Raw genomic sequence first — 23,992 nt, forward strand, 5'->3', positions numbered from 1 at the left:
AACCATCGCGGCTGACTTTATAGTATGATTACAAAATTTTATGCTCTTTAAACCTATTCTCTCGAATCGGCCCATACATCTATCGCGGCAGTGCCCACAATAAGAGATGTAATCAGGACAGCATTCAATGCCCTTCTGTCCGCTGCCTTCTCTACATAGAAAAGGTCTCCCCTATCCTTTAAGCTTTGCGGAACAGTTTTAGGTGATATTTCGTCCGATTTGAGGATATTAGACAAATAAAACTCATTCTGATAAGCTTTTACAGGTTGACCTTCGAAGTTGAGAGACAAGTAGCTTTTGAAAGTCAATGGAGTATTCTCTTCGGTGTAATCTACTCTCCCCACAGAGATAAGATGCCCGTCTGACGTACCCAGCTTAGCCTTGCGGTAAGTTTTGTCATGGATATCTTTGAAATTCACATTCAGGAATAAAGGTGTTTCCGTAATTTTTGCATTGGGCGGGATAAAAGATACTGTTTGGGGGATTTCAACGTTTCCTCTGATACTCCCCTGATATTCCCCATAGTTCTCGCCCCAATGCCTGTTATATTGATAAGAATTTGAATAAGAGGAACCTTGAACACCTCCGTCTATCTTCATCGTCTTACCACTATAACTGATAGCCGTATCGTCGATGATAAGCGCCGAACGTTGCCAATCCACATACAGAGGAAGAGAAGATTTATTGAAAATGGTAATCTGAATAGGCGCATTTTCGCCATTGAAAGAGTAAGTGATGCGCAAGCTATCATTCTCTATCAGGAAGTCACCTTTTTCCGATTGTCCTACCTCCGGATTTACTGTTCGTAGCGTCGATAGGTAATAAGTGGAAGAACAAGAGGAAAACAATGAAACGGAAAGCAAAAGGAACAGTAACTTTTTCATATCTATCCGATTTAGTTTAACGAAGTATTATAAGTCAAATATACATTATATAGCCTTCGGAAACAAATTCTGAATAGCCTTTAACTAACACTTTTCCCCTATATTTAATAATCGGGGTATAACAGGTATTTCTTGCGTATTTCTTTGTAGGCTGATAAGTCTGCCTGCCAACTGTCAACAATCTCTTTTTCAGGCTTTCCGGCAATAATCTGCTTACGCAGCTTGTCCGAACCGGCAAGTAAATCCATAAACTTCGGACTGGAAAAGAAAGCCGCGCCTTTACCCGATTTTTTGTACATTCGAAGCAGGAATTGCAAATCCAAATCTCCATCTGTCTCCCATTCGCGCAAATCTTCGCCGTAGCATGTCAATCCTTTATGCATAGGCGATTTTGCTCCTTCGGTCGGTTTCGGCGTAAAGGTGAATTTTCCGTACTTGCTTCCGGGCGCACCTATCACCTCGAACGGAAAATCCGTTCCCCGCCCGACGCTTATCTTGGTCGCCTCAAAGAAGCACAACGAAGGATATAAAGCGATTGCATGGTCGTTCGGCAAATTAGGCGAAGGTTTCACCGGCAACGAATAGGGCTGTCCATGTCGCCACCCCAACATCGGGAGGACATAGATTTCGCATTGTAGATTATCTTTCAGCCAGCTTTCGCCCTCTATCATCTTGGCCAGTTCGGCAACAGTCAACCCATGCAAAACGGGTATAGGATGTACCCCTACAAAGGATTTATATTTAGTATCCAGTACAGGCCCATTGATACAATCATTCGGATTGGGGCGGTCGAGTACAAGCATTTTCTTCCCGTTCTCGGCGCAAGCCTCCATTGCATAGTGCATCGTGCTGATGTAGGTATAGAAGCGTGTACCCACATCTTGTATATCGAAAATCAGGAAATCGATATCTTCCAGTTGCTCGGGGGTAGGCTTATAATTCTTGCCATACAAGGAGATTACGGGAAGGCTGGTTTGAGCATCTTTCCCGTCCTTGATGGTTTCACCGGCATCGGCATTTCCGCGGAATCCGTGTTCGGGAGCGAAAATTTTCACTACTTTTATATCGCTGCTCAACAATGTATCGAGCAGATGTGTTCCATTAGTCAGCACCGATGTCTGGTTCACAATCAGCCCGACACGCTGGTCGCGGACAATTGCCCGTATCTGGTCTACACGGTCGGCACCGAGTTGCACTTGCTGGGCAGACACGACAAGAGGCAGGAGATATAGTAGAATAAGTATATAGCGTTTCATACAACGTAAGATTTATACAAACTTAGTCAATTTTTGCGAATTATGATAGATACCACAGCACTGATAAAGAAGTATTACGCCGAAGGTTCAGATATTTACAATATGCTTGTAAAGCACAGCGCAGATGTAACGAGAAAAGCCCTTTCCATCGTGAAAGAGCATCCCGAACTACATGCCGATGCTATATTTGTGGAGGAGGCTGCTATGTTGCACGACATAGGCATCTATCTGACGCATGCGCCTGCTATCCATTGCTTTGGCGAATATCCCTATCTCTGTCATGGCTATTTAGGGGCTGAAATATTACAAAAGGAAGGCTTACCGCGTCACGCCCTCGTCTGCGAAAGGCACACGGGAACAGGCATCAGCCTCGAAGAAATCATCCGCGAGAAGCTGCCGCTGCCTCACCGCGATATGCGCCCGCAAAGCATGGAAGAACAGCTAATTTGTTTTGCCGATTGCTTCTTTTCCAAGACACGCCTCGGCGAAGAAAAGACACCCGAACAGGCACGAAAGAAACTGCTTCCTTTCGGCGAAGAGTCTGTAAGGCAATTCGATAAGTGGTGCGAAATGTTTTTGTAATATCCCTCAGTTCTTACTTTTTGAGCGGAGGATAACCGATAATCGTTATCGGTTCATATATCTTTATTATCTTTTCTAATTGTGGATAAATGCGCATATACTCATTTACCTCCTCCGTCATAGTCTCGGGATAGATAGTCAGATTATCAAACTTCCAGTCGGCAACTTCCACTTCCGACGAGATTTTCGGCTTTTTCCCCAACAATTTATTCTCATAATCGAAGAAAACCGTCAATTCCCATACAAAATCCATTGATTGCGCACGTGCTTTCCCCGGTACCCAATAAGGCATAGAAAGAAGCATATTTCGTACCGAATCTTCCATATCCTTATTTGGAGAGGGTCTGATTGCAATATTAACAGGTTTGCCTGTCTTATCGAGCTCGAAACAGGCAGTCACATAACCTTTCCGTCTTTGCTTCAATTGCTCTTTCGGATACACCGTATTGGCTGCAACATATTGTTTCAACGCATCTTCTCCGCCCGGAAAGGTGAAAATATTAGCCGGTTGCGGAAGATATTCGTCCTTAGATTCTGCATTTTCCTTAGCTTGTGCCATTCTGAAATCAAAGGTCGCCGCACAAAACAAACGATGTGGTCTTCCGTTCGCTCTTGCAGGAGCATAGCGTGGCAAACTTTTTATTGCTTTCAGAACAGTCTGGTCAATTGCCGAATCGACTCCCTGAACAATCCTCACCCCTGTTACTTCACCTGCATAATTGACCACCCAATTAGCAGACACACATCCTTCAATCCCTTCTGCTAAAGATGTATCAGGGTATTTCAGATTTCCATTGAAAAATCTTTTGTAGTATTCGTCTCCACCCGAAAATGCCGGACAGGTATAAACGGTTTTGAAAGGTACTTCTACCACCTGATTGTAAGACGATTTACAACCAATCAGAAACAAAACTATAAAGAAGAATAAGACAGTAACTTTCTTTCGCATTTTTAAGCATTTATAGTGCAAACCCCGATACACGGAAAAATATCGAAAGGGATTGCCTGTCGGGGCGGAGCGTCAATTCATCTTTCAACCGGACGCCGTCTATCTTGGCACGATAATACGGCTGGTACGGGTTGTAGTTGGTTAATCCTGCCCCAAGCGTAAACCGTAGAACTCCTGTTTGTTGCTTTTTCTCGTAAAAGAGCCCTACCTGCAAATGATAGGAAGGATTGAACTGGGTAAATACCATCTTCGTCTTGTCTCTCTCCCGGTAATCCCCGTGCAAAGAATAATATCTTTTTTCCATCACCACGGCATTGAACGGAATAGGGTCGAACAAAAAAGCGGCATCCGCTTCTACCCCGAAGCCTTTGACTGTGGGAGTAGAAAGTTTCACTCCGACACTTCCGGCAAGGTTGATAATATGGTCTTCGACATCGTAGGTTGCTTTCGATGTGGAAAAGTAGGTATCGAGGTAAGAATGGATAACCATTCCTCCGCCCGAAAGGGCTACATAATCATTCAACCAATAGTTATATTTCCCACCCAGATAAAACGAGATTTCGGTCTCCAAGCCTTTGGAGTATAACAATCCCCCTTCACCCTCGAACCCATGTTTTTTGGTTTGAGCGGACAGGAATTGGGGGCAAGCAAGAAACAGTAGTACGAGCGCCAGTATTGCGCGTTTAGTTTGTTTGTATTTCATCTTCGGTCACTATTTTTTCAGGACGTACTTTCATCTTGTAAAGTATCATATTCAGCGCCTTGGTACTATCCATAGCCATATAATTCACATTCAACGCTTTTCGGAATTCCGAAGCAGTGACACCACCTTCCTCGTGCGGTTTCTGAACAAGGATAAATTCCCCTTCGAAAACTTGTTTGTGATGAACCTTTTTGATGTTGAACGGCGCCAGATTGTCGTTCCAGCCTTCGGGAATCAATACATAGTAGTTGCTTTCGGGATAGAAAATACTTAGTCGCGAAAGAGCCGAACTCTCGAAATATTCGGACAAAAAGGTCTTGGAATAGGTAGGATTATCGTTGATAAACCGGTGCATATGGTTATATGCATGAACCTCCTGCTTGAGGTAACGATAGGTGGCATAATAGCGCAGGCTGCCATAGCCGGCAAGAAGCACCATTGTCAATATAGCCAGAATACGGAACCACCTCGTCTCCATCGAGCGGCGGATAATAATCGCCATGGACAGGAGGAAAAGCCCGAACGAACAAGTCATATAACGTGGTACGATTATCGGGCGGAAGGCATACGACAGAATAAATCCGCTGACAATGGGCAGCAAGAATATAACCAGCAACAAAACCGATGCCGTCGCCAATTTATCTTTGCGGACATATCCTTTTATATATACATCGGCCAACAAAATAAATATGAACACCATAATCAATACCGAGCCATACATCAGCCACATCTTGGTTTCATCGTCGAACGGAAGCCAGTCTTTCTTGATAGAGAAGAAATAGTAGATGTGGTATAGCAAATCTTCCAGTGAAACGGGCTTTATCCAGAACTGATGTCCTACGTGACGCATCTGATACAATAGTCTCACTATCCAAGGGAGATAGAATACGCCATACACCAACGAGGATATGATAAACTGCTTTTGCTGCCTCCTTTTCAGGAAAAAGAGAAGGAAGAAGAGGATAGTAAACATCCACATGACCGTCACCAATCCATAGTAATGCGTAAACGAAGCGCAAAGCGCCATAGCTACGAATTTAACCCAGTCGATAACACGTCCTTTGTCATAAGCATCATAGGAATAGATAGCCGATGCCAGCGTGAAGAACATTGTCCACGAATACATCCGTATCTCGGTTGCCAGATACTGCGACACAGGAAAGATAATAAGCAACACGATAAATATGGTCGCCACCTTATCCCCTAACCGCTTGCGGATAACCAATGCCGAAAACAGCATACTCGCCAGAATGCCGACAGTAGAAAACGCCCGTCCGGCAACAATAGAATCGCCGAATAGGTACGAATAGATTTTCAGCATCCAATAGTAAAGCGGCGGATGGGCATCGTTGGTGGTAGCAATGTTGTAGATATCGCCCAACGAATGTTTTGCCATCTGCAGGGTATATGCATCGTCGAAGTTGAGCAGAATATCTATATAGTCGAGGTAGAGGAACAACATCGTCCCCACCACAATGAGAAAGGTATAGAGAAAAGTTTTTGTATACAGAATGCTTCTCATAAGTATTTTTCAGGTTAAGTTCGAACCTTAGTCTCTCCACTCCAGCGATTCTATCATCGCAACGATATCTTCGCGGAGATAGGCGGTAACAGGGGCAACAGAGTCCGGATTGACAAGTGTATCGTAGTATAACGACCCACGGAAGAAATTGGACACACTATCGGTCACAAAGAATTGTATCGGCACAGCCACTCCGCCTTCTATTTCGTATACAATGCCCGACGTGTTATGCTCCCTGTTTTCGTAGGCTGTCTGCCGGATACCATCTGCCCGCGAGGCATGGCTGAATGCCAGTTTATAGCTGTCTTCCACGGCATCGTAGAACGTCTCCTTCGTGATAGGCAGATAAGAGCAATAAATAGTTGCTTTATACTGCGGATAGGTGATATCGAACCATATACCGGGCTTCTCGTTGTTGTCTATCGATTTCACAACGGCAGCGTCCGATACCCGGAGCAATAGTTTCTTATTCTGATACTCGACCGACCCGTTTCCTGCCCGTTCGATGAATGGATAAGCAACCGATTTCGGCTCTTGCTTATGCTCTTTCTCTTTGCACGAACAGAGGAGGACAAAGAACAGTAAAGGCAATATGAAGCCTTTCGCCCTCATCGGATCAGAACGGTAGATCGTCTTCTTCGTTCGTATTGCTGAATGGGGCTTGCGGTGGCTGTTGTGCCGTCTGCACCGGTTGTGCGGGCGAAGAATACGATTGAGGCTGTTCGCCCATTTCGGATGTATTCCTGCGTCCCAGAAGTTCCATATTGTCGGCATATATCTCCACTACATAGCGCTTCACACCATTTGCATCATCATAGGTACGCGAGCGGATACGTCCTTCGATATATATCTGGCTACCCTTGCGCACAAATTGCTCGGCTACTTTTGCCAGGCCTCGCCAGCAAACAATGTTATGCCATTCCGTACGATCGGGTATCTGCGTACCGTTGGTAGCGGTGTATCCACGTTCGGTAGTGGCTAAGGTGAAGTTGGCTACCACACTCCCGTTGTCGAAGTATTTTACATCGGGATCTTTCCCTACATTCCCTATTAGTATTACTTTGTTTATCGACATATCTGATTTATAATTAGTTATTATCAACAAATGTAGCGAAAGCCGGACACTATCGAGCTTGTTTGTAACTGCCTCGGCGCATTGCTATATTGTACAAATATAGGAATTTTTTCGAGAGTGCATCCTGTCTGTCTCTTTCTTTAATAGTCCCTATGGGATAAAACAAAAGGAAGAATACCATGTACCCTTCCTTTTTGTAATTCTTATATTCGGTTTATATTAGCCTCCTGTTGAAGACGAGTTAACATAGGCTAAATAGAATCCGTCGGCATAATCCCAGCTACCAAGATATGTTTCTACCTTAGTTTCGGGTGAAGCCTTTGTATCTAAACGAGTATAGCGGAACTTGAATGTCACCGGAGTGATGCCATAGAAGTCACTTACTTCCTGGTATCTCGTTGATGCTCTAAAGAGATTTCTGAAATCGCTCAGGTTACCGACAAAATTTGCGCTTGTCGCTCCGCTCGATACCGAAAATCCTGTCGGATCATTCACAAAGTAAACATCGATAATCGCTTGGTTCTTATCTGCTATCGGAGCAGGATAGTCGTTCCCGAGGTCATCTTTTTTTGTCTCGGTTTGTTTTGTTGGGTCATATACAAAGTAAACCTTAACATTCTGAACCAGATCTTCCTGTTTGGCACTAAATGAGAAGAGACCTCTATCCTTGAAATATTCTTCGCGCGGCTGGAATCCAGTGCCTATTGCAAGCGAAAAGCTGGTCGGATAGAATTGGCCGTCTATTGTAGAAGTTCCAGGATTATAAGCAGGAAGGGCAGTTTCATCCACATAAACATAATTATTAATAAAACTGCTCGAGAATTTCGTTACTACCTGTACATATTCAGGCTTGTTTACCTGTCCACCTTGTATCCAGTTTTTTTGTTTATACGAAAGTATGGCACAATCCTCACGCGTAAGTGTATTGGCTGCCTCTGTATTGTCAAGATCGATGTATATCATCTCTGCTGTTTGGGCAATCCATTGTTCGTTAATATAAGCAAAGCTTTTTTGAGGAGAGATACTACTATCACTGTCTCCTAAACATGAACTCATAGATAAAGCTGTTATAGCAACAGCACATATTAATGCAATACGTCTCATTTTCTTGTCTACTATTTTAGGTTATTAATCATTTAAAATTTCCACTTAAGTCCGAGATTCAAGTCTAATTGAAGATCTTTATCGGAATATATCGTGCGGTATTTATTCGATGCATCGAAATAATAAACTCCGCCAAAAGTGCCATAAAGATACAATCTGTTGTATAACGGATAAGTAAGACCTACGTTAAAATGTGTTGAAAATTGCGGTTTGCTTTGATGAATATTTCTCTTAGTTGTATTTATATGTTCAAAGAAGTATTCTCCTGTCTGGTCAGCAAACACTCTATCCAAGTTACCATTGTACGAACCGTGTATGTCTTTTTGTATCATTCCGCCGACAGCAACATAGCTTTCGAGGCGTTTATATCTTAAGAACGTATAATTCAGCGAAACAGGTATACCGAGGTAATGGAATTTTTGTTTTTCCCGCAATTTAAAGTTATTATCCGATTTTATAGACGAAGCCAAATAGGTATATACAAGCCCCGTTTCTATCGAAAGGTTGTTTGTAAGATCCTTGCTCACAGTCAATCCGAAAGATATCGGACGGTCATGCTCCATCTCGAAAATATTGTTTCCGTAGCATAATGCTTCGTCGAGTGGCTCCCCATCGGCAAAGGAAAGGATTCCTCCCTGCTGCGTATTCTTATCGGCATAAAGGTCGAGCGAAGATAAGAGTCCGATGGTCATGCCGCCTGATCTCTTATCCAGAACAAGTTTAGGAGCTTCTTCTTTTATCTCTTCCACCACAAGGAGGTCGGTCGGTTCCGGCTGTTCTACTACAAGCGGAGTTTCTTCTACAGGAGCCTCCTGCACCTTCGGTTCTTCTTTCAGGTCCTCTTTCTTCTCTACCGGGGTTACAGGTTTCACTTCTTCCCTGTTTGCATATCTTGGAGCTGTTCTCTGAGGCGAAACAGGAAGTTCTTTTTCCGGCGCTACAGGTTCTACAGGTTGTTCGATATAGGCAGAGTCGATAGGATTTTCCACGATTTGCACAGGCGGTGTCATAACAGGCGTGGCGTCTTCTTTGTTCCAGAAGATAATTATACCCACGGTGATAAGGGCAACTGCAGCAACCGCAGCAGCAACTTTCAGCCAAAGCATTTTCGATACTCTGCCCGGAGTAGCCGCTGGCTGCGACAAAGATTGATCTATTCCTGCCCAAAGCGACGCAGGAACCTCCGGTTCGAAGTTTTGCAACTTCGAAGAGAAGAGATCTTTTATTTTATCTTTGTTCTCCAGTGCCATGTTAACTATTTTCTTTTATATAGTTCTTCACCTTATCCTGTAATAGCTGCCGGGCTCTTACGTATTGGGAGCGGGATGTGCTCTCATTTATGCCCAGCATTTCAGCAATTTCTTTGTGCGAATAATCTTCGACAGCGTACAAATTGAATACAGCAGCATAGCCCTTTGGCAGCTCCTGAATCATTGCTAAAAGTTTAGTCTCCGGAATATTATGCATTTCCTCTTCTGTAGAGGAATCTATCGTGTCGGCATAGTTTTGTATATCATCCGTCGTCTGTATTAACTTTTTATCTTTTCTAATGTTTTCGAGCGCCTGATTTATAAAAATCCTTTTCATCCAACCTTCGAAAGAACCTTTGTCCTGAAATGATTGAATATTAGTAAACACTTTGATGAATCCATCCTGTAGCAAATCCTGTGCTGCGTCTGTGTCTGAGCAGTAGCGTAAGCATATCCCATACATCATACGAGAATACTTCTCGTACAGAGCTTTTTGGGCGCTACGCTCCTGGTTCTTACAGCCAGATATGATTTGCTGTTCATTCATACACTGTTTTCACTTATAAAGATGCATAAATATCAAAAGTGCTGCATCTTAATTCAATTATTTTCGATTAATGCGGTACAAAAAACCAAAAAAGAGGTTTTTTCGGAGATATACAACATTTTTTTGATAGATTTTTTTATGGTTTTTGGGTAAACAAAATCATTTTCACTTTGACTTTGTTGCCTATGTCTATTATGTCTACTACGTCTTGCAAGCTAAGATTACGATCGGCTTGTAGCAATACGTTCATTTCTTCGTTTTCGCCTTTTTGGGCAAGCATGGCTGCCAATGTCGGCTCAATTTCTTCCTTCGCTATTTCTCTGTCGTCTATGTAATAGCGCAAATCAGGTGTAATCACCAGATTCACATTTTTCTTTGTAACAACCTGTTCCGAGGTCGAAGCATTCGGCAGCATCACTCTTATGGCAGCAGGCGTCACCATGGTAGAGATGATAAGAAAAAACAGCAACAGAAAGAACATAATATCGTTCAACGAAGCAGTATATACTTCGGCAGCCCGACTTTTTTTACGTTGTACTTTCATAACAAATCGTTTTTAGGGAATGATTATGCTTGTTGCTTTTTATAGATACGCACAGCTTTGATTACTTCGTTGGCATCCTTTTCTATCGTTACCACCGCTTTGTCTATGCGTCCGTTGAGTACGTAATATCCGGTGTATGCAATGATACCGACCAAGAGACCGGCTCCCGAACAAATCATCTTTTGATACAGCCCCGTAGAAATGGTATCGATAGCCAAGTCGTTTGTTTTGGCAATGTCGTAGAATATTTTGATTACCCCGAATATCGTCCCGAGGAATCCGAGCATCGGCGCGATAGAAGCGGTAATACCCAGCCAGTTCATCTGGTTTTCCATCATGCTGAGCTGTACGCGCGATTCTATTTCCATCGCTTCTTCAATCTCATCCACACTCTGGTCTATCTCTTTCAATCCTGCCGCTATAACCTTAGCCTGTGCATATGGCTTTTCGAGGCAGAATTTGAGGGCTTTATCTATTTTTCCTTCGGCTACCAATTCTGTCACTCGCGACAACCATATCGAATCGCGCTTCGCCATCCGGTTCAGTTGCAACCATTTGTTGAGAATGACATAGATAGCAAGCAACGAGAGCAGGAAGATTGGCAATAATATCCATCCGCCTTTCAATACAAGGCTGAAATAACTTTCGTCGGCCACAGGCATTGCGTCGGGTTGTTCGCCCACGGTGTCGAGAACTGTTGTTGTAGCGGTCTGAAGAATCGTAATCAAGTTCATAATCTATGAATGAATTTCGGGTTATTAATAAATACACAAAATCCGACAATAATCTGTTTCTGGGAAAAGATACATTGCCGAACCCTGCTTATATGTTATATGTTGTCCTTTTTAGAATATTCCAAAGCTTATATTATCAATATATTTGTAGAAACAACTTATTATTCCTATCAAAAGAATCCCTGCCATGGAAAGGATAAGCGAAGCTTTCATATAACCATCACTTTTCACCTTCTCGATAGGGTTGTTGTTTTTGTTTATAAACATCGCTTTCACCACCAACAGGTAATAGTAAAGCGAGATAATCGTATTCAGGAATGCAAGTACTACCAATACAATGCTTGCGGTGCTACCATCCTCCATTGCCGCCATGAATACGAACATTTTGCTGAAGAAGCCGGCTGTAAACGGTATACCTCCCAATGAGAACATGGCTATCGTCATAGCCCATGTCAGTTTCGGATTGGTTTTGTAAAGGCCATTATAATCCGACATATTCAGTTTGCCTGTTCTGTCTTCGATAACGGAAACTATGCCGAAAGCTGCCAAATTGGAAAATATATATACAAATATATAGAAAATTGTTGCAGCCATCCCTAATTTCGTGCCGGAAAATAGTCCGAGCATAATAAATCCCGCCTGCGAAACGGATGAATAGGCAAGGAATCGTTTCATATTATTCTGCCGGAGGGCGAACAGGTTACCGATAGTAATGGTCACCAATATCAATATCCACAAGATAGCATGCCATGTGCCCGAAAGCGCAGGGAATACTTTGTAGAGAATCATCATCAGCGCAAATACGGCTGCACCTTTCGAGATGGTCGACAAATAAAGCGTCACATTCGTCGGTGCTCCCTGATAAGTATCGGGCGCCCACATATGGAACGGTACTAATGATATCTTAAAGAATAATCCTGTAGCCGTGAAAATCATAGCCATTATCATCAACGGGCCGGCATAGAGGTTTGCTGCGATATCGGTGAAATACAGCGTCCCGGCGGAACCGTAGAGGAAAGATAATCCAAAAATCATCACCGCCGAAGAAAATATGGCATTGAACATATATTTGGCTCCTGCCTCGGCCGATTCGCGTTTTGCCTTGTTGAAAGCAACCAGCGCGGCAATAGGAAGCGAAGCTGTTTCGAGCCCGATATAGAATAATAAGAAATGTCCTGCCGAAATCATCAGGTACATACCGAAGAGGGTAAGCACGGTGAGCATAAAGAACTCGCCACGTTTGACGATAGCATCCGGCTTCGACAGCCATTGGTTGGCTTGCAGGAAGATAAGGAATACACCTATATTCAAGATATTTTTGATTGTATAAAATGCCGGGCCTGTGACATACATGCCGTGGAAAGCTTCGGCATCGTCTCTGAAGAAGAAGCAGGCTACCGTATGTATGAGGAATACCACGCAGGCAAACGGGTAATAACCTTTCTTGGCTTTGTCCGAAGCAAACAAATCATAAATGATGAGAAGGAGAAATACCACAATAAGTGATAACTCGTGCTTCATAAACAAATAATAACTCAAATCCATCTCTTATATCTTTTTAATTTCAGCCCCTCCAACCTCCCTGAGGGGGAGGCTCTTGGGTTATTTTACTGGTTATTCTTTATTTCTATTTTATCTTTATCCATTTCTAAGGTCCCCCTTGGGGGATGTAGGGGGCTACGGCAGATAAGTCAGGCATTCACTTATCATATTCGAAATCCATCCCGGGAACATACCCATTCCGGCAACGCAGATAATCAGCCCCACAACGGCTATTTTTTCGTACCAAACGGCATCAGTCAGCTCCAGATGATGTTTATCCTGTACAGGGCCGTAAAGAATTTTACCCACCACTTTGAGGATATATACCGCCGTCACCACAATAGATGATATAGCCACTATCGTGAATACACGGTGGAACATATCGGTGTGCTCCCACGAACCGACGAAGATGGTCATTTCGGCAACGAAACCACTCAATCCCGGCAACCCGAGCGAAGCCATACCGGCAATCACATAGGCCACACAGAGGAATGGCATCACCTTCATCAACCCGCCCATTTCGCGGATATCACGCGTATGCGTCCGCCCGTAAATCATCCCGATAAGGGCGAAGAACAAGGCTGTCATCAGACCGTGCGACAACATCTGCATAACAGCACCTGTTGTTGCTGTCTGATTCAGCATCAATATAGCAAACAATACCAATCCACAGTGGCTCACCGAGGAATAGGCATTGATAAATTTCAAATCGGTTTGAGAAATAGCTCCCAATGCTCCGTAAAGTACGGAAATACCTGTCAGTATAAGGAAAATCCAACTTAACTCGTCGGCAGCTTCGGGCATCAAGCGGATAGCGATACGGAAACATCCATAACCTCCCAGTTTCATCAGTACACCGGCATGCAACATCGAAACGGCCGTAGGCGCGGCAGCGTGACCGTCAGGTGACCAGGTATGGAACGGGAACATTGCTCCAAGCACCCCGAATCCGACAAACGTAAGCGGGAATATCCACATCTGCGCCGAAGGTGTAATACCTCCGCCTTTCATTATTTCTACCAGGTTGAATGTATGCGCCATTGTTCCGTTTGCCATCTCAACCATCGGCGAGAAGTAGTGAATACCCAATATCCCTACGAAGAGGAATGCCGAACCACCCATCAACATGAGGGTAAGCTTCATGGCCGAGTATTCTTTCCGTCCCGAACCCCAGATACCTATCAGCAAGTACATCGGTATCAAGGCTATTTCGTAGAAGAAGAACATCGTGAACAAGTCGAGGGAAATAAAGAACCCGTACACCCCTATCGAGAGGAGCGTCAACCAAAGGAAGAAGTCGCGGCTCATATTCCACGAAGCGAATGTACCTGTCAAAACAATAACTGCCGTCAGCAACAACATGAGGACAGAAATACCATCCACCCCTATTGTATAGGCAATATTCAACGGCTCGTACCAAATAGTAGAATCGTAATACATCCATTCGCCCGTAGCAAGCGGAGTACCTAAATTCAAGTATTCGAACAATAATACAAGCGCAAGTGCCAATTGGGCAAATGCCCCTATCACTCCTACGGTGCGTATCTGTTTCGCGTTGCGGCAAGGAATAAAGGCCAACAACATCACGACCGGAATAAGAACAAATAATGAAAGAATATTCATATTTTATTATTTAGCTTTTAGCCGTTAGCCGTTAGCTATTGGCTTTTTTACTTTTTGTTTTTCTATAATTCTAACAGCTATCGGCTATTAGCTAATAGCTTATTATCAATTGCAAATAAAACTGACAATCGCAAATGCAAATCCCACAACCAGAATCAACGCCCCGAGCAGGTACATGGCAGCATATTGCTGTATGCGCCCCGACTGGAAGTTTTTGATCTTCTCAGAAGCAGCCTGCGTAACTGTTGCCAGCGAGTCCATGAATCCGTCGACAAACTTTTTATCGAACCAGGCAATAGGACGCGAAATGCAATTGAAAATAACTTTACGGGTGATGAACAACCACAATTCGTCGAAGTAGAATTTCTTGTGTGCCCATTTATAGAAGAACCCGAAGCCATTGGCAATTTTATCAGGCATTGAATTTTTCTTGAAGTATAGTGCTGTTGCAATACCGATACCCACCAGCGAGATAACCACACTGATAATAGCTACCTGCATATTCAGCTCGCCTTGATGCGGATGCCCGTCGGAAGTGACGAAGTCACCAAATGGAATAAATCCGGCTCCTGCGGCAAAAACAGCTAAGATAATCAACGGAATAGTCATTACCGGGCTTGCTTCGTGCGGCTCGTGATGGTAATGTTTCTTTTCGTAGAAGAATATGCGGAACCACAGGCGCGACATATAGAATGCCGTCAATCCTGCTGCAAAGCTCAATATGAGGTATACGGCAAAATTGCTTTCGTAAGCTGCGGCAAGTATCTCATCCTTACTGAAAAATCCGGAAAACGGAGGAATACCGGCAATCGCCAACCAGGCAATCGTAAATGTTCCGAACGTAATCGGCAGTTTTTTCCACAATCCGCCCATGTCGCCCATTTCGTTGCTGTGCACGGCATGGATAATAGCTCCTGCGCAAAGGAAAAGCAAAGCTTTGAAGAAAGCATGCGTAAACAAGTGGAACATACCTCCTATATAGCCTAATCCTTCGTGTCCGTATTTCGATACCCCTAAGGCTGTAAGCATAAAGGCAATCTGCGATATGGTGGAGAAAGCAAGTACCCGCTTGATATCTGTCTGCGTACAGGCAATAACGGCCGATACCAATGCCGTGATAGCTGCCATCCATGTAACAACATTCAGGGCTATACCATCCAAATTGGCATCTATCGAGAAAATAGGGAATAAACGTGCTACCAAGAATACCCCGGCTACCACCATCGTAGCGGCATGGATAAGCGCCGAAGCCGGTGTAGGACCTTCCATGGCATCGGGCAACCAGATGTGGAACGGCATCATGGCCGATTTACCCGCACCTCCCATAAAGATAAGGATAAGCGCCCACGAAAGTATTGACATTCCAAGGAATGATTGTCCTGCTGTTGTTGCAATAAACGCAGCATTCGGGTCGGTAAGTGTAGCAAAGTCGAACGTTCCGGAATAGAACGACAAGACTAAGATACCTACCAGGAAGAAGAAGTCGGCAAAGCGCGTTACGATAAACGCCTTTTTGGCAGCAGCCACAGCCGACGGTTTCATATAGTAGAAACTGATAAGCAGGAACGAAGATACACCCACCAATTCCCAGAAGATATACATCTGGAAGATATTGGTTGCAAGCACCAATCCCAGCATAGCAAATGTAAACAGCGAAAGGAAAGCGTAATAGCGCTGGAAGCCCTTTTCGCCTTTCATATAGCCTAAGCTATAGACGTGTACCATCAGCGAAACGGTCGTAATAACCACCAGCATCATCGCTGAAATAGGGTCGATATACATGCCGAGGCTGATGTTCAGGTCTTTGTAGAACGGAAGCCATCCTTCGATTAATGTGATGGGGAATGCCTCATAAACTCCGTTCACCTGCCCTACTTCGAAGAAGTAGATATAGGCGGTCGTGTAGCCTATGACAGCCATTGCCGTCAATGCCAACGTCCCGAGAATACCCGACACGATAGGCTTCATATACTTACCTCCCAACCCGAGAATGAGAAACATCACGGCCGGGATGATTAAAATCAGTGCTGTAAAATTAAATTGCTCCATATCCTGTAAATCTTACTATATATGGTTAGTTTTTCATTTCGGTTATATTCTCATCTATATATATGCACTTGAAGTGACGGTATATATTGATGATGATGGCTATGGCAACAGCCGTTTCGGCGGCAGCAATAGCGATGGCAAACAGGGTAAAGAAGAATCCTTCGAGCTGCCCCGGAAACAACAGGCGGTTGAACACCACGAAGTTGATATCGGCAGCATTAAGCATCAGCTCGATAGAAATCAATACCATTATCATATTCTTGCGCGAAAGGAATCCGTAAACGCCGGCGAAGAACATAATTGTACTTATTGCTAAATAACCTTCTAATGGAATACTGTTCATAGTGTATATTATTAGCTTTCTTTTTTTATTCGTTATTTTTTACGGGCAATCATAATGGCTCCGATGATACAGGCGAGCAACAACAGGCTGACAGCCTCGAACGGCAGCATAAACTGGTATTTGTCGGTTCCCATCAGGGTTTTGCCGATGTATTGCATATCCAGTTCTTTGTGGCTCACATAGTAATAGAACTTATTAACATTGCGATAGATAACATGCCCGCAGATAGCCAATCCCGCAAAGGAAATCAATCCCGCAAAGACCATGCGTTTCGGTTTCTCGAACTTCAATTCTTTGCCCGGATCGTGCGTCAGGAAGATGGAGAAGATAAACAAGACCATCACCCCGCCGGCATATACGGCAATCTGTACCGCCGCCAGAAAGTGATATTCGAGCAATAGGTATAGTCCGGCTGTACCCAACAATACGAAAAGCAGGAACACCGCCGAATGGATAATTTTTCGTGTAGTAACCGCCAGCACGGAAAAGCCCGTTATGAGAAGCGCAATTACCGAAAATACTATAAATTCTGTTGTCATATCTATGATAATATAGTCTCTATATCGTTATTTCTTATTCTTTATCTGTTTCAGTGCTTGCAGCGTTGTTTTCAGCAGCAGGAGCCTGTTCTTCTTTTTTCACTTCAGTCTCAGCCACAGGTGCCGGAGCTGGAGCCGGTTTCGGTGCAACTTTCTTTTCGCGCAGCTTAGAACCTTCATGGTTAAGCTTTTCGGTCAGTCTCGCTTTGTTGAAAACGGCACTTTCGAATTCGTTGGAAAATACGATTGCATCCGACGGACAGGTCAATACACACAAGTTACAGAATGTACATTGCCCGAGGCGGTAAGTATAGGTTGTCAACACTCTTTTCTTTTTACCCTCTTCGGTCGTCACCATTTCCGATTCTACCGTGATTGTCCCGTTCGGGCAGTTCATCTGGCAGATACCGCAAGCCGTACAGGCATGCTCGTTGTTTTCGTCGTGCGGCATGGTCAGCACTCCGCGCACACGCTCGGGTATAACCAGTGTTTTACGGTTCTCGGGATATTGTTGAGTAACCTTTTTGGTAAAAAGCTCTTTCATGGTAACACTCATTCCCACCAAAAGGGATTTGATGCCACCAAATAAGCCTGAGAAATATTGCGAAACAGTCATTTTAGTTATCTGTTTATTTTATTAATCAAAATAAGTCTTTCAATGTCAAACCAAACAATACGACACCTACCATCAATACAAGGTTCACCATATTGATAGGCAGCATGTATTTCCACTCCAATGTCAACAGCTGGTCGATACGCAAACGCGGGAATGTCCAGCGTACCCATAAGCTGAGGAATACGAGGAATGCCGTTTTGCCGAAGAACCAGATATAAGACGGGATAGCAGCCATGACGCTGTTGAATCCTTCGCCGAAGGCTTCGACCTGTATCGGTTGCCATCCGCCGAGGAATACGGTTGCGGCTATTCCGGCAATGATAAACATATTCAGATACTCAGCCAGATAGAAGAAACCGAATTGCAATCCCGAATACTCGGTGTGATAACCGGCAGTCAGCTCCGACTCCGCTTCGGGTAAGTCAAACGGACCGCGATTGGTTTCGGCATGCCCGGATATGAGGTATATGACAAATGCAATGAGAGCAGGTATGTGCCCGTTGAATAAGTTCCAATCGGCAAGATAGCGCTGTCCTTCTACGATTGTAGATAACTGCATCGAACCCGAAAGCACAACGACTGTCATCAAGGCAAATCCGGCTGAAAGTTCGTAGCTGATAAACTGGGCACCGCTTCGCATGGCACCAATCATCGAGAACTTATTGTTGCTCGACCATCCGGCAAGCAATACGCCGATAATACCCAACGAGGAAACAGCTATCAGATAGAATACCCCGATATTGAAATCTATGGCTTGCAAGCCCTGTCCGAAAGGCAACGCTCCGAATGTGAGCATAGATGCTCCGATAACGAAGAAGGGTGCGAGATAGAAGAGGAACTTATCGACATTATTGATATAGATAATCTCCTTGAGCAGGATTTTTATCATATCGGCAATACTTTGTATCAACCCCCATTTACCTACACGGTTCGGTCCGAGGCGGCACTGGAAGAAGGCTGTAATTTTACGTTCGGCATAAATCAACGCCAGAGCGATAACAGCATAAGCCGTGAGCAAGACCAATCCGACTAATACACATTCGATTGCAACAACAGCCATTGGATGCAAACTCTCCGAAAGTGCCTTATGTATCCAAGTCAATAAATTTGTCGCTTCAATCGGGCTATCTAATAATAACATATATCGTTTATCTTAATATATTAATCAATAGTATTCTCTTTGTTAGCGGTCTATATCCGGAATCACATAGTCCATAGACCCCCCGATGGCAATGAAGTCGGAGACTTTCTCGCCTTTCGATACCAGCGGCATCACCTCTACCATCTTCATAGACGGCGAGCGGAAGTGTATACGGTAAGGAACTTTGTCGCCACGGCTTTCGATATATACGCCGAATTCGCCACGGCCTGTTTCCACGCGCTGGAAGAATTCTCCTTCAGGCAGCTTGATGATAGCTTTTGTCTTAGCCTGAAAGTCGCCTTCGGGCAATGGAAGCAGTTGTTCTATAATTTTGAGTGATTCTTCTATTTCGTCCAAACGATTGAGGTAGCGTGCGTAAGAGTCGCACTCGTTGCGTACAATCACCTTGAAATCGACCTTGTCGTATATAGCATACGGATAGTCGCGGCGCAAGTCCACGTCGACACCCGAACCGCGTCCTACTACACCGGTCACACCATACGAGATGGCTTCTTCTCTCGGCAGGATACCTACACCTTCCATACGCCCCACGGCAATAGCATTGTGCGTAAAGAGGCGTTCGTATTCTCTCAAGCCTTTGCGCATAACGGGGATAAATGCCCGGACATCCTTTTCGAAATCAGGATATACGTCGAACATCACTCCGCCGATAACATTGTAGTTTGGCAGGAAGCGACCTCCCGAACATTTTTCGAAGATATCGAGAATCGGTTCGCGGTCGCGGAAACCGTAAATAAAGGCTGTGGTACTACCCATATCGTTACACATAGCCGCCCATGCCACCAAGTGCGATGCAATACGCTGCAACTCATCCATAATCACACGGATGTGCTGCGCACGCAACGGTATCTCTATTTCGGCCGCTTTTTCGACACACATACATAATGCGTGGCGGTTGATATGCGCCGAAAGATAGTCGAGACGGTCTGTAAAGTGCAGGATTTGAGGGTAGGTCAATTTTTCGCTCAACTTTTCTATTCCACGGTGAATGTAACCGCTGATTACATCCATGTTTTTGATAACCTCTCCGTCTAATGCGGTGCGGAAGTGCATTACCCCGTGTGTAGAAGGGTGTTGAGGACCTATATTGATGATATAATCGTCGTCTTCGAACAGATTATATTTTTCTTCTTTGATTTTTCCTTCCGGTGTAATCGTGATGCGGGTGGAAATGTCTTTGATTTCGCGGCTCTCGGTCGAAACAGGATTCAATGCGGGGCTATCGTTATAGTCCTTGCGCAGGGGATAACCGTCCCAATCCTGATTGAGGAAGAATTTGCGCATATCCGGATTGTTGATAAAACGAATCCCGAACATGGCATATACTTCGCGCTCGTTGAAGTTAGCTGTTTTCCAAAGGTCTGTCACCGAGAACAGCAATGGGTTTTCGCGATCTGCCGTAAAGGTTTTCAGCACCAACTCACGCTTCATATCTTCGATGGAAGAGAGGAGATATACTACTCCAAGCCTTTCGCCTTCATCTACACCGAACAGCTTAGCTAAGAAATCAAAGTTGGTTTCTTTGTTTTCTTTCAAGGCTTTTGCCAATCCGTGCAACTTGTCCGGCTCTACGGTAACAGTCAGTTTTTGCTTTTCTTCGATAACCGCTTCCGGTACAACGTCGAGTATTATTTTTTTGATATTTTCCATTGACCTATCTGAATATCAACGATTATTTCTTCTTTTTGGCTTTCGTTTTTTGCGTCTTGAAAAGGAAACGTTCGAGTTTCACTTTACGTTGCAATTGCATCAGTCCGTAGAACAGTGCTTCGGGGCGCGGAGGGCATCCGGGAACATATACGTCTACCGGAACGATTTCGTCCACTCCTTTTACCACGTGATACGAATCGACAAACGGACCGCCCGAGATAGCACAGCTACCCATGGCTACTACATATTTAGGTTCGGCCATCTGGTCGTAGACACGCTTCACAAGGGGAGCCATTTTGTGCACGATTGTTCCCGCCACAATCATCACGTCGGCCTGACGCGGACTGTTACGGGTAACTTCCATCCCGAAACGGGCAAGGTCGTGACGGGCTGCTGCTGCTGCCATAAATTCGATACCGCAGCAACTGGTAGCAAAGGCCAGCGGCCAAAGCGAATTGGAACGCCCCCAGTTGATGAGGTTGTCCAATGCCCCGATGACAATAGGGACACCGTTGGCACGAAGTTCTTCTACATAATTCTCGAGGTATTCGTTGTCTTTGAATTCTTCGCTCGGAATACCTTTTATATAGATGTTCTTTATTTTCTTGTCCAATTTCTTTATTTCCATTCCAATGCTCCTTTCTTCCATGCATATGCGAGTCCTAACCCGAGGAATAATAAGAATACTAATACACTGATAAGTCCGGCCGTCCCCAGATCACGCACAACGGTCGCCCAAGGAAACAGGAATACGGCTTCGACGTCGAACATCAGATACAGGATAGCATATAAGTAATATCCTACCTTGAATTGCATCCATGATGTTCCGTGTGTCGGAATACCACATTCGTATGCTTCTCCTTTTTGCGCATTAAATGATTTGGGTGATACGAGTAGTGCAATACCTAATCCGGCACACACTAAAAACATTCCGGTGAAGAGTACTGTTATAAAAAGTGGAGAACCCATAAATATCTCTTAATGAATTATTCTACTAATATATTTTTCGCGTACAGATTTCTGAATTATAGCAAATTGTAAGGGCTGAATGCAGTTTTCTGCAATTGGCCACCCTCGAATTGGCACAAAATTACAGTTTTATTTCATTCTACCAAAAGATTGTAATGTAAATAATTGTAAAAAATGACAAGTCGAGTTTACAAAATAGCCTGTTACGGTTTTTCCTCGGTCTCCTTTACAATGTATATAGGCCTGCGCTTGGTTTCGAGATATGTTTTGGACAGGTATTGCCCTAATATCCCCAGACAGAAAAGCTGTATCCCTCCTATAAAGAAGATGATACAAATGGTCGAAGGATAACCCTGCACATCGTCGCCCCAGATAAGCGTTTTGGCTATGATAATACTAATCATGACGAATGCGATAATGCAAAAGAGAATCCCGAAAAGCGAAGCAATATGCAGCGGTCGCGTCGAGAAAGCCAATATCCCTTCGAACGAATAGAGCAATAATCCCCAGAAAGACCATTTTGTTTCTCCGGCTACACGTTCCACATTTTCGTAAGCTATCCATTTGGTATTGAAGCCCACCCATCCGAATATCCCTTTCGAGAAGCGGTTGTATTCGCTCAATTCGAGAATGGCATCGACCATCTGGCGCTTCATGAAGCGGAAGTCGCGCGCTCCGTCTACCACCTCGGTATCGGATATTTTGTTCATCAGCTTATAGAAGCGTTTGGCAAAGAACGAGCGTATCGGCGGCTCGCCTTTACGGTCGACACGGCGGGTTGCAACGCAATCGTATTCGCTGTCGGTCGTCAGTATTTCATACATCTCGCTTATCAACGAAGGCGGGTCTTGCAGGTCGGCATCGATGAGGGCTACATAATCGCCAGTCGCCGTTTTCAGTCCGGCATAGATAGCCGCTTCTTTGCCGAAGTTGCGCGAAAAAGAAACATAGCGCACGCGCTCGTCCTGCTTGTGCAGCCCTTTGATGACGGATATAGTCTTGTCTTTCGAACCGTCATTGACAAATATAAACTCGAACGATTGTCCGGGCATACCGCTTGTGACTTTCTGTAGTTCCTCGTAGAGAAAAGGCAATGCCTGCTCTTCGTTATAACAGGGAATGATTATCGATATTTTGTCCATGTTGTTGCAACTCATTAGATAATTACAAATTTAAGTGCTTTTTATTGTATCGCAAACATTCGGGCAAAATAGTTTCGTTATTCACTAATCCTTCAACTGGATAATACCTATAATCACCCAGAAATTCCTCTCCGTCTGTGTACAGTTTTTTCGGGGAGATAAACCCGCAAACATAGTTATTAAGATACAAAGCATTTAACAATGTTAAAATAAGTAAAAATATATTCCTCGACGATTTTTTTTTAACCTACAACATTACTATTGTTAAGTTTTGTATTTAATTTTGTATTTGATTGCAATCATAAAAAAAGACTACAATTACACTAACTAAAAAACATTTGTATGAAAAAGAAAAACATTTTATTTTTCGCCCTTGCTATTATGACCATTTTTTCATTGTTTATTTATGCATGTTCTTCGGAAAATGACGGCACAAAAGATGATCCAACTAAACAAAAAGCTCTTAAGTATGAAGAAAAATATTTAGAAGTAGGAATGGCACATAATGATGCTATGGATGCCATAATAAAGGATGTCAAGATTCAAATGAATTTGCAAAAAACAACTACTACAAGAGAGTTGACAAGAGAAGATCTTATTAATATTTTCGATGAATCACATAGAAAAGTTTACTCTTCTTTAGAATCTGTCTCAAAAATTACGAACGCTAAATTGTCCAGCGAACAAATTCAAAAATTGACATTATTTACAGAGATCAATACTAAATCTGCAACTGAATATAAATGTTCCGAAGATTTTGAATCTTTAACTCAAGAACTATACAACATGTGTGAAGAATCTGAGAATCAAGGGATTTTACCTGAAGATTTTAATGCTAAGATTGGAAAATTAAATATTAAAGCTGTTCAAATTTTATCAGGAGAGGAAATTGATTTTTTCTTTATCTCAACAAGTGTAGCTAAAGCATCTTATGAGTATTGGTATTATAATTTTGATGAATGGGTTAAAACTATTGCTGGCAGTAACGCTCTTAATAATAACCAAAAATCATGGTTCAGTTGGAAGGGTGTTGTGAAAAATGATGCTGCAGGAGCAATTGGAGGTGCATTAGCTGGTGCAGTCGTTGCAGGTGCAGGTGCAGCACCGGGCGCTCTTGGTGGAGCTATTGCTGGTTCTGCAGGCTCTGCTGCTTTACAAGTCCTTGATCATTTCTTTCCCGGATAATGAATAATTTATGAAAAACAAT

The 23,992-nt window shown here is 43.7% G+C and carries 25 protein-coding genes; 2 read left to right on the plus strand and 23 right to left on the minus strand.

Translation table 11 applies throughout. The features are described from left to right. Window positions 1-53: 53 nt before the first annotated feature. Entirely contained in the window at window positions 54-884 is an 831-nt protein-coding gene (locus D0T66_RS14745) for a hypothetical protein (protein ID WP_163358066.1), read from the minus strand. Between the two features lie 104 nt (window positions 885-988). Continuing rightward, a complete protein-coding gene (locus D0T66_RS14750; protein WP_163358067.1) occupies window positions 989-2,140 on the minus strand; it encodes an exo-beta-N-acetylmuramidase NamZ domain-containing protein in 1,152 nt (383 codons plus the stop codon). Between the two features lie 45 nt (window positions 2,141-2,185). Here D0T66_RS14750 and D0T66_RS14755 point away from each other — a divergent pair, with 45 nt between their 5' ends. Continuing rightward, complete coding sequence (locus D0T66_RS14755) at window positions 2,186-2,722, plus strand: HDIG domain-containing metalloprotein (protein ID WP_163358109.1); 537 nt, start codon at window positions 2,186-2,188, stop codon at window positions 2,720-2,722. A 13-nt stretch (window positions 2,723-2,735) separates the two neighbouring features. Here D0T66_RS14755 and D0T66_RS14760 read toward each other — a convergent pair whose 3' ends face one another. The 21 genes from D0T66_RS14760 to D0T66_RS14860 all read right to left on the minus strand — a co-directional run bounded on the left by D0T66_RS14760 (window position 2,736) and on the right by D0T66_RS14860 (window position 22,785). Beyond that, window positions 2,736-3,671: a TonB family protein gene (locus D0T66_RS14760; protein ID WP_163358068.1), complete on the minus strand. Its 936-nt coding sequence runs from the start codon at window positions 3,669-3,671 to the stop codon at window positions 2,736-2,738. A 10-nt stretch (window positions 3,672-3,681) separates the two neighbouring features. Then, entirely contained in the window at window positions 3,682-4,374 is a 693-nt protein-coding gene (locus D0T66_RS14765; protein ID WP_163358069.1) for a porin family protein, read from the minus strand. Then, on the minus strand, window positions 4,355-5,896 hold the full coding sequence (locus tag D0T66_RS14770; protein ID WP_163358070.1) for a glycosyltransferase family 39 protein: 1,542 nt from the start codon (window positions 5,894-5,896) through the stop codon (window positions 4,355-4,357). The genes D0T66_RS14765 and D0T66_RS14770 overlap by 20 nt, the downstream gene beginning before the upstream one ends. 27 nt (window positions 5,897-5,923) lie before the next feature. Further along, window positions 5,924-6,508, minus strand: a complete 585-nt coding sequence (locus tag D0T66_RS14775) for a hypothetical protein (RefSeq protein ID WP_163358071.1) — start codon at window positions 6,506-6,508, stop codon at window positions 5,924-5,926. A 4-nt stretch (window positions 6,509-6,512) separates the two neighbouring features. Next, window positions 6,513-6,971: a single-stranded DNA-binding protein gene (locus D0T66_RS14780; RefSeq protein ID WP_163358072.1), complete on the minus strand. Its 459-nt coding sequence runs from the start codon at window positions 6,969-6,971 to the stop codon at window positions 6,513-6,515. Window positions 6,972-7,190: 219 nt separating this feature from the next. Next, the gene (locus tag D0T66_RS14785; RefSeq protein ID WP_163358073.1) at window positions 7,191-8,027 is read right to left on the minus strand and encodes a hypothetical protein; all 837 of its coding nucleotides are present in this window, start codon (window positions 8,025-8,027) and stop codon (window positions 7,191-7,193) included. Window positions 8,028-8,107: 80 nt separating this feature from the next. After that, window positions 8,108-9,325 carry a hypothetical protein gene (locus D0T66_RS14790; protein ID WP_163358074.1) on the minus strand — a complete coding sequence of 406 codons (1,218 nt, stop codon included), beginning with the start codon at window positions 9,323-9,325 and terminating at the stop codon, window positions 8,108-8,110. A gap of 1 nt (window position 9,326) precedes the next feature. Then, the gene (locus tag D0T66_RS14795; RefSeq protein WP_163358075.1) at window positions 9,327-9,872 is read right to left on the minus strand and encodes an RNA polymerase sigma factor; all 546 of its coding nucleotides are present in this window, start codon (window positions 9,870-9,872) and stop codon (window positions 9,327-9,329) included. A 136-nt stretch (window positions 9,873-10,008) separates the two neighbouring features. After that, window positions 10,009-10,416 carry a biopolymer transporter ExbD gene (locus tag D0T66_RS14800; protein WP_163358076.1) on the minus strand — a complete coding sequence of 136 codons (408 nt, stop codon included), beginning with the start codon at window positions 10,414-10,416 and terminating at the stop codon, window positions 10,009-10,011. Window positions 10,417-10,439: 23 nt separating this feature from the next. After that, entirely contained in the window at window positions 10,440-11,150 is a 711-nt protein-coding gene (locus tag D0T66_RS14805) for a MotA/TolQ/ExbB proton channel family protein (protein WP_163358077.1), read from the minus strand. A 111-nt stretch (window positions 11,151-11,261) separates the two neighbouring features. Continuing rightward, window positions 11,262-12,695 (minus strand): NADH-quinone oxidoreductase subunit N, encoded by a 1,434-nt coding sequence (locus tag D0T66_RS14810; protein WP_163358078.1) that lies wholly within the window; start codon window positions 12,693-12,695, stop codon window positions 11,262-11,264. Window positions 12,696-12,827: 132 nt separating this feature from the next. After that, window positions 12,828-14,315 carry a NuoM family protein gene (locus D0T66_RS14815; RefSeq protein WP_163358079.1) on the minus strand — a complete coding sequence of 496 codons (1,488 nt, stop codon included), beginning with the start codon at window positions 14,313-14,315 and terminating at the stop codon, window positions 12,828-12,830. Between the two features lie 105 nt (window positions 14,316-14,420). Next, window positions 14,421-16,364 carry an NADH-quinone oxidoreductase subunit L gene (gene nuoL / locus D0T66_RS14820; protein ID WP_163358080.1) on the minus strand — a complete coding sequence of 648 codons (1,944 nt, stop codon included), beginning with the start codon at window positions 16,362-16,364 and terminating at the stop codon, window positions 14,421-14,423. A 25-nt stretch (window positions 16,365-16,389) separates the two neighbouring features. Then, on the minus strand, window positions 16,390-16,707 hold the full coding sequence (gene nuoK / locus D0T66_RS14825) for an NADH-quinone oxidoreductase subunit NuoK (RefSeq protein ID WP_163358081.1): 318 nt from the start codon (window positions 16,705-16,707) through the stop codon (window positions 16,390-16,392). 32 nt (window positions 16,708-16,739) lie between these two features. After that, a complete protein-coding gene (locus tag D0T66_RS14830; RefSeq protein ID WP_163358082.1) occupies window positions 16,740-17,246 on the minus strand; it encodes an NADH-quinone oxidoreductase subunit J in 507 nt (168 codons plus the stop codon). A 34-nt stretch (window positions 17,247-17,280) separates the two neighbouring features. After that, window positions 17,281-17,862 carry a 4Fe-4S dicluster domain-containing protein gene (locus D0T66_RS14835; RefSeq protein ID WP_163358083.1) on the minus strand — a complete coding sequence of 194 codons (582 nt, stop codon included), beginning with the start codon at window positions 17,860-17,862 and terminating at the stop codon, window positions 17,281-17,283. A gap of 25 nt (window positions 17,863-17,887) precedes the next feature. Next, window positions 17,888-19,003: an NADH-quinone oxidoreductase subunit NuoH gene (gene nuoH / locus D0T66_RS14840; RefSeq protein ID WP_163358084.1), complete on the minus strand. Its 1,116-nt coding sequence runs from the start codon at window positions 19,001-19,003 to the stop codon at window positions 17,888-17,890. 42 nt (window positions 19,004-19,045) lie between these two features. Beyond that, window positions 19,046-20,674, minus strand: a complete 1,629-nt coding sequence (locus D0T66_RS14845; protein ID WP_163358085.1) for an NADH-quinone oxidoreductase subunit C — start codon at window positions 20,672-20,674, stop codon at window positions 19,046-19,048. Window positions 20,675-20,696: 22 nt separating this feature from the next. Further along, complete coding sequence (locus tag D0T66_RS14850; protein WP_255489842.1) at window positions 20,697-21,302, minus strand: NADH-quinone oxidoreductase subunit B; 606 nt, start codon at window positions 21,300-21,302, stop codon at window positions 20,697-20,699. Beyond that, entirely contained in the window at window positions 21,293-21,643 is a 351-nt protein-coding gene (locus tag D0T66_RS14855; RefSeq protein WP_163358087.1) for an NADH-quinone oxidoreductase subunit A, read from the minus strand. The genes D0T66_RS14850 and D0T66_RS14855 overlap by 10 nt, the downstream gene beginning before the upstream one ends. Before the next feature lie 203 nt (window positions 21,644-21,846). Continuing rightward, window positions 21,847-22,785, minus strand: coding sequence for a glycosyltransferase family 2 protein (locus D0T66_RS14860; protein ID WP_163358110.1), 939 nt, complete (start codon window positions 22,783-22,785; stop codon window positions 21,847-21,849). 342 nt (window positions 22,786-23,127) lie between these two features. On the opposite strand from D0T66_RS14860, the gene D0T66_RS14865 reads away from it, so the two are divergent. Then, window positions 23,128-23,970 (plus strand): hypothetical protein, encoded by an 843-nt coding sequence (locus D0T66_RS14865; protein ID WP_163358088.1) that lies wholly within the window; start codon window positions 23,128-23,130, stop codon window positions 23,968-23,970. The last annotated feature ends 22 nt before the right edge of the window (window positions 23,971-23,992 follow it).

Origin of the sequence: Dysgonomonas sp. 25 (assembly GCF_010501075.1) — a bacterium.
GTDB lineage: Bacteria > Bacteroidota > Bacteroidia > Bacteroidales > Dysgonomonadaceae > Dysgonomonas.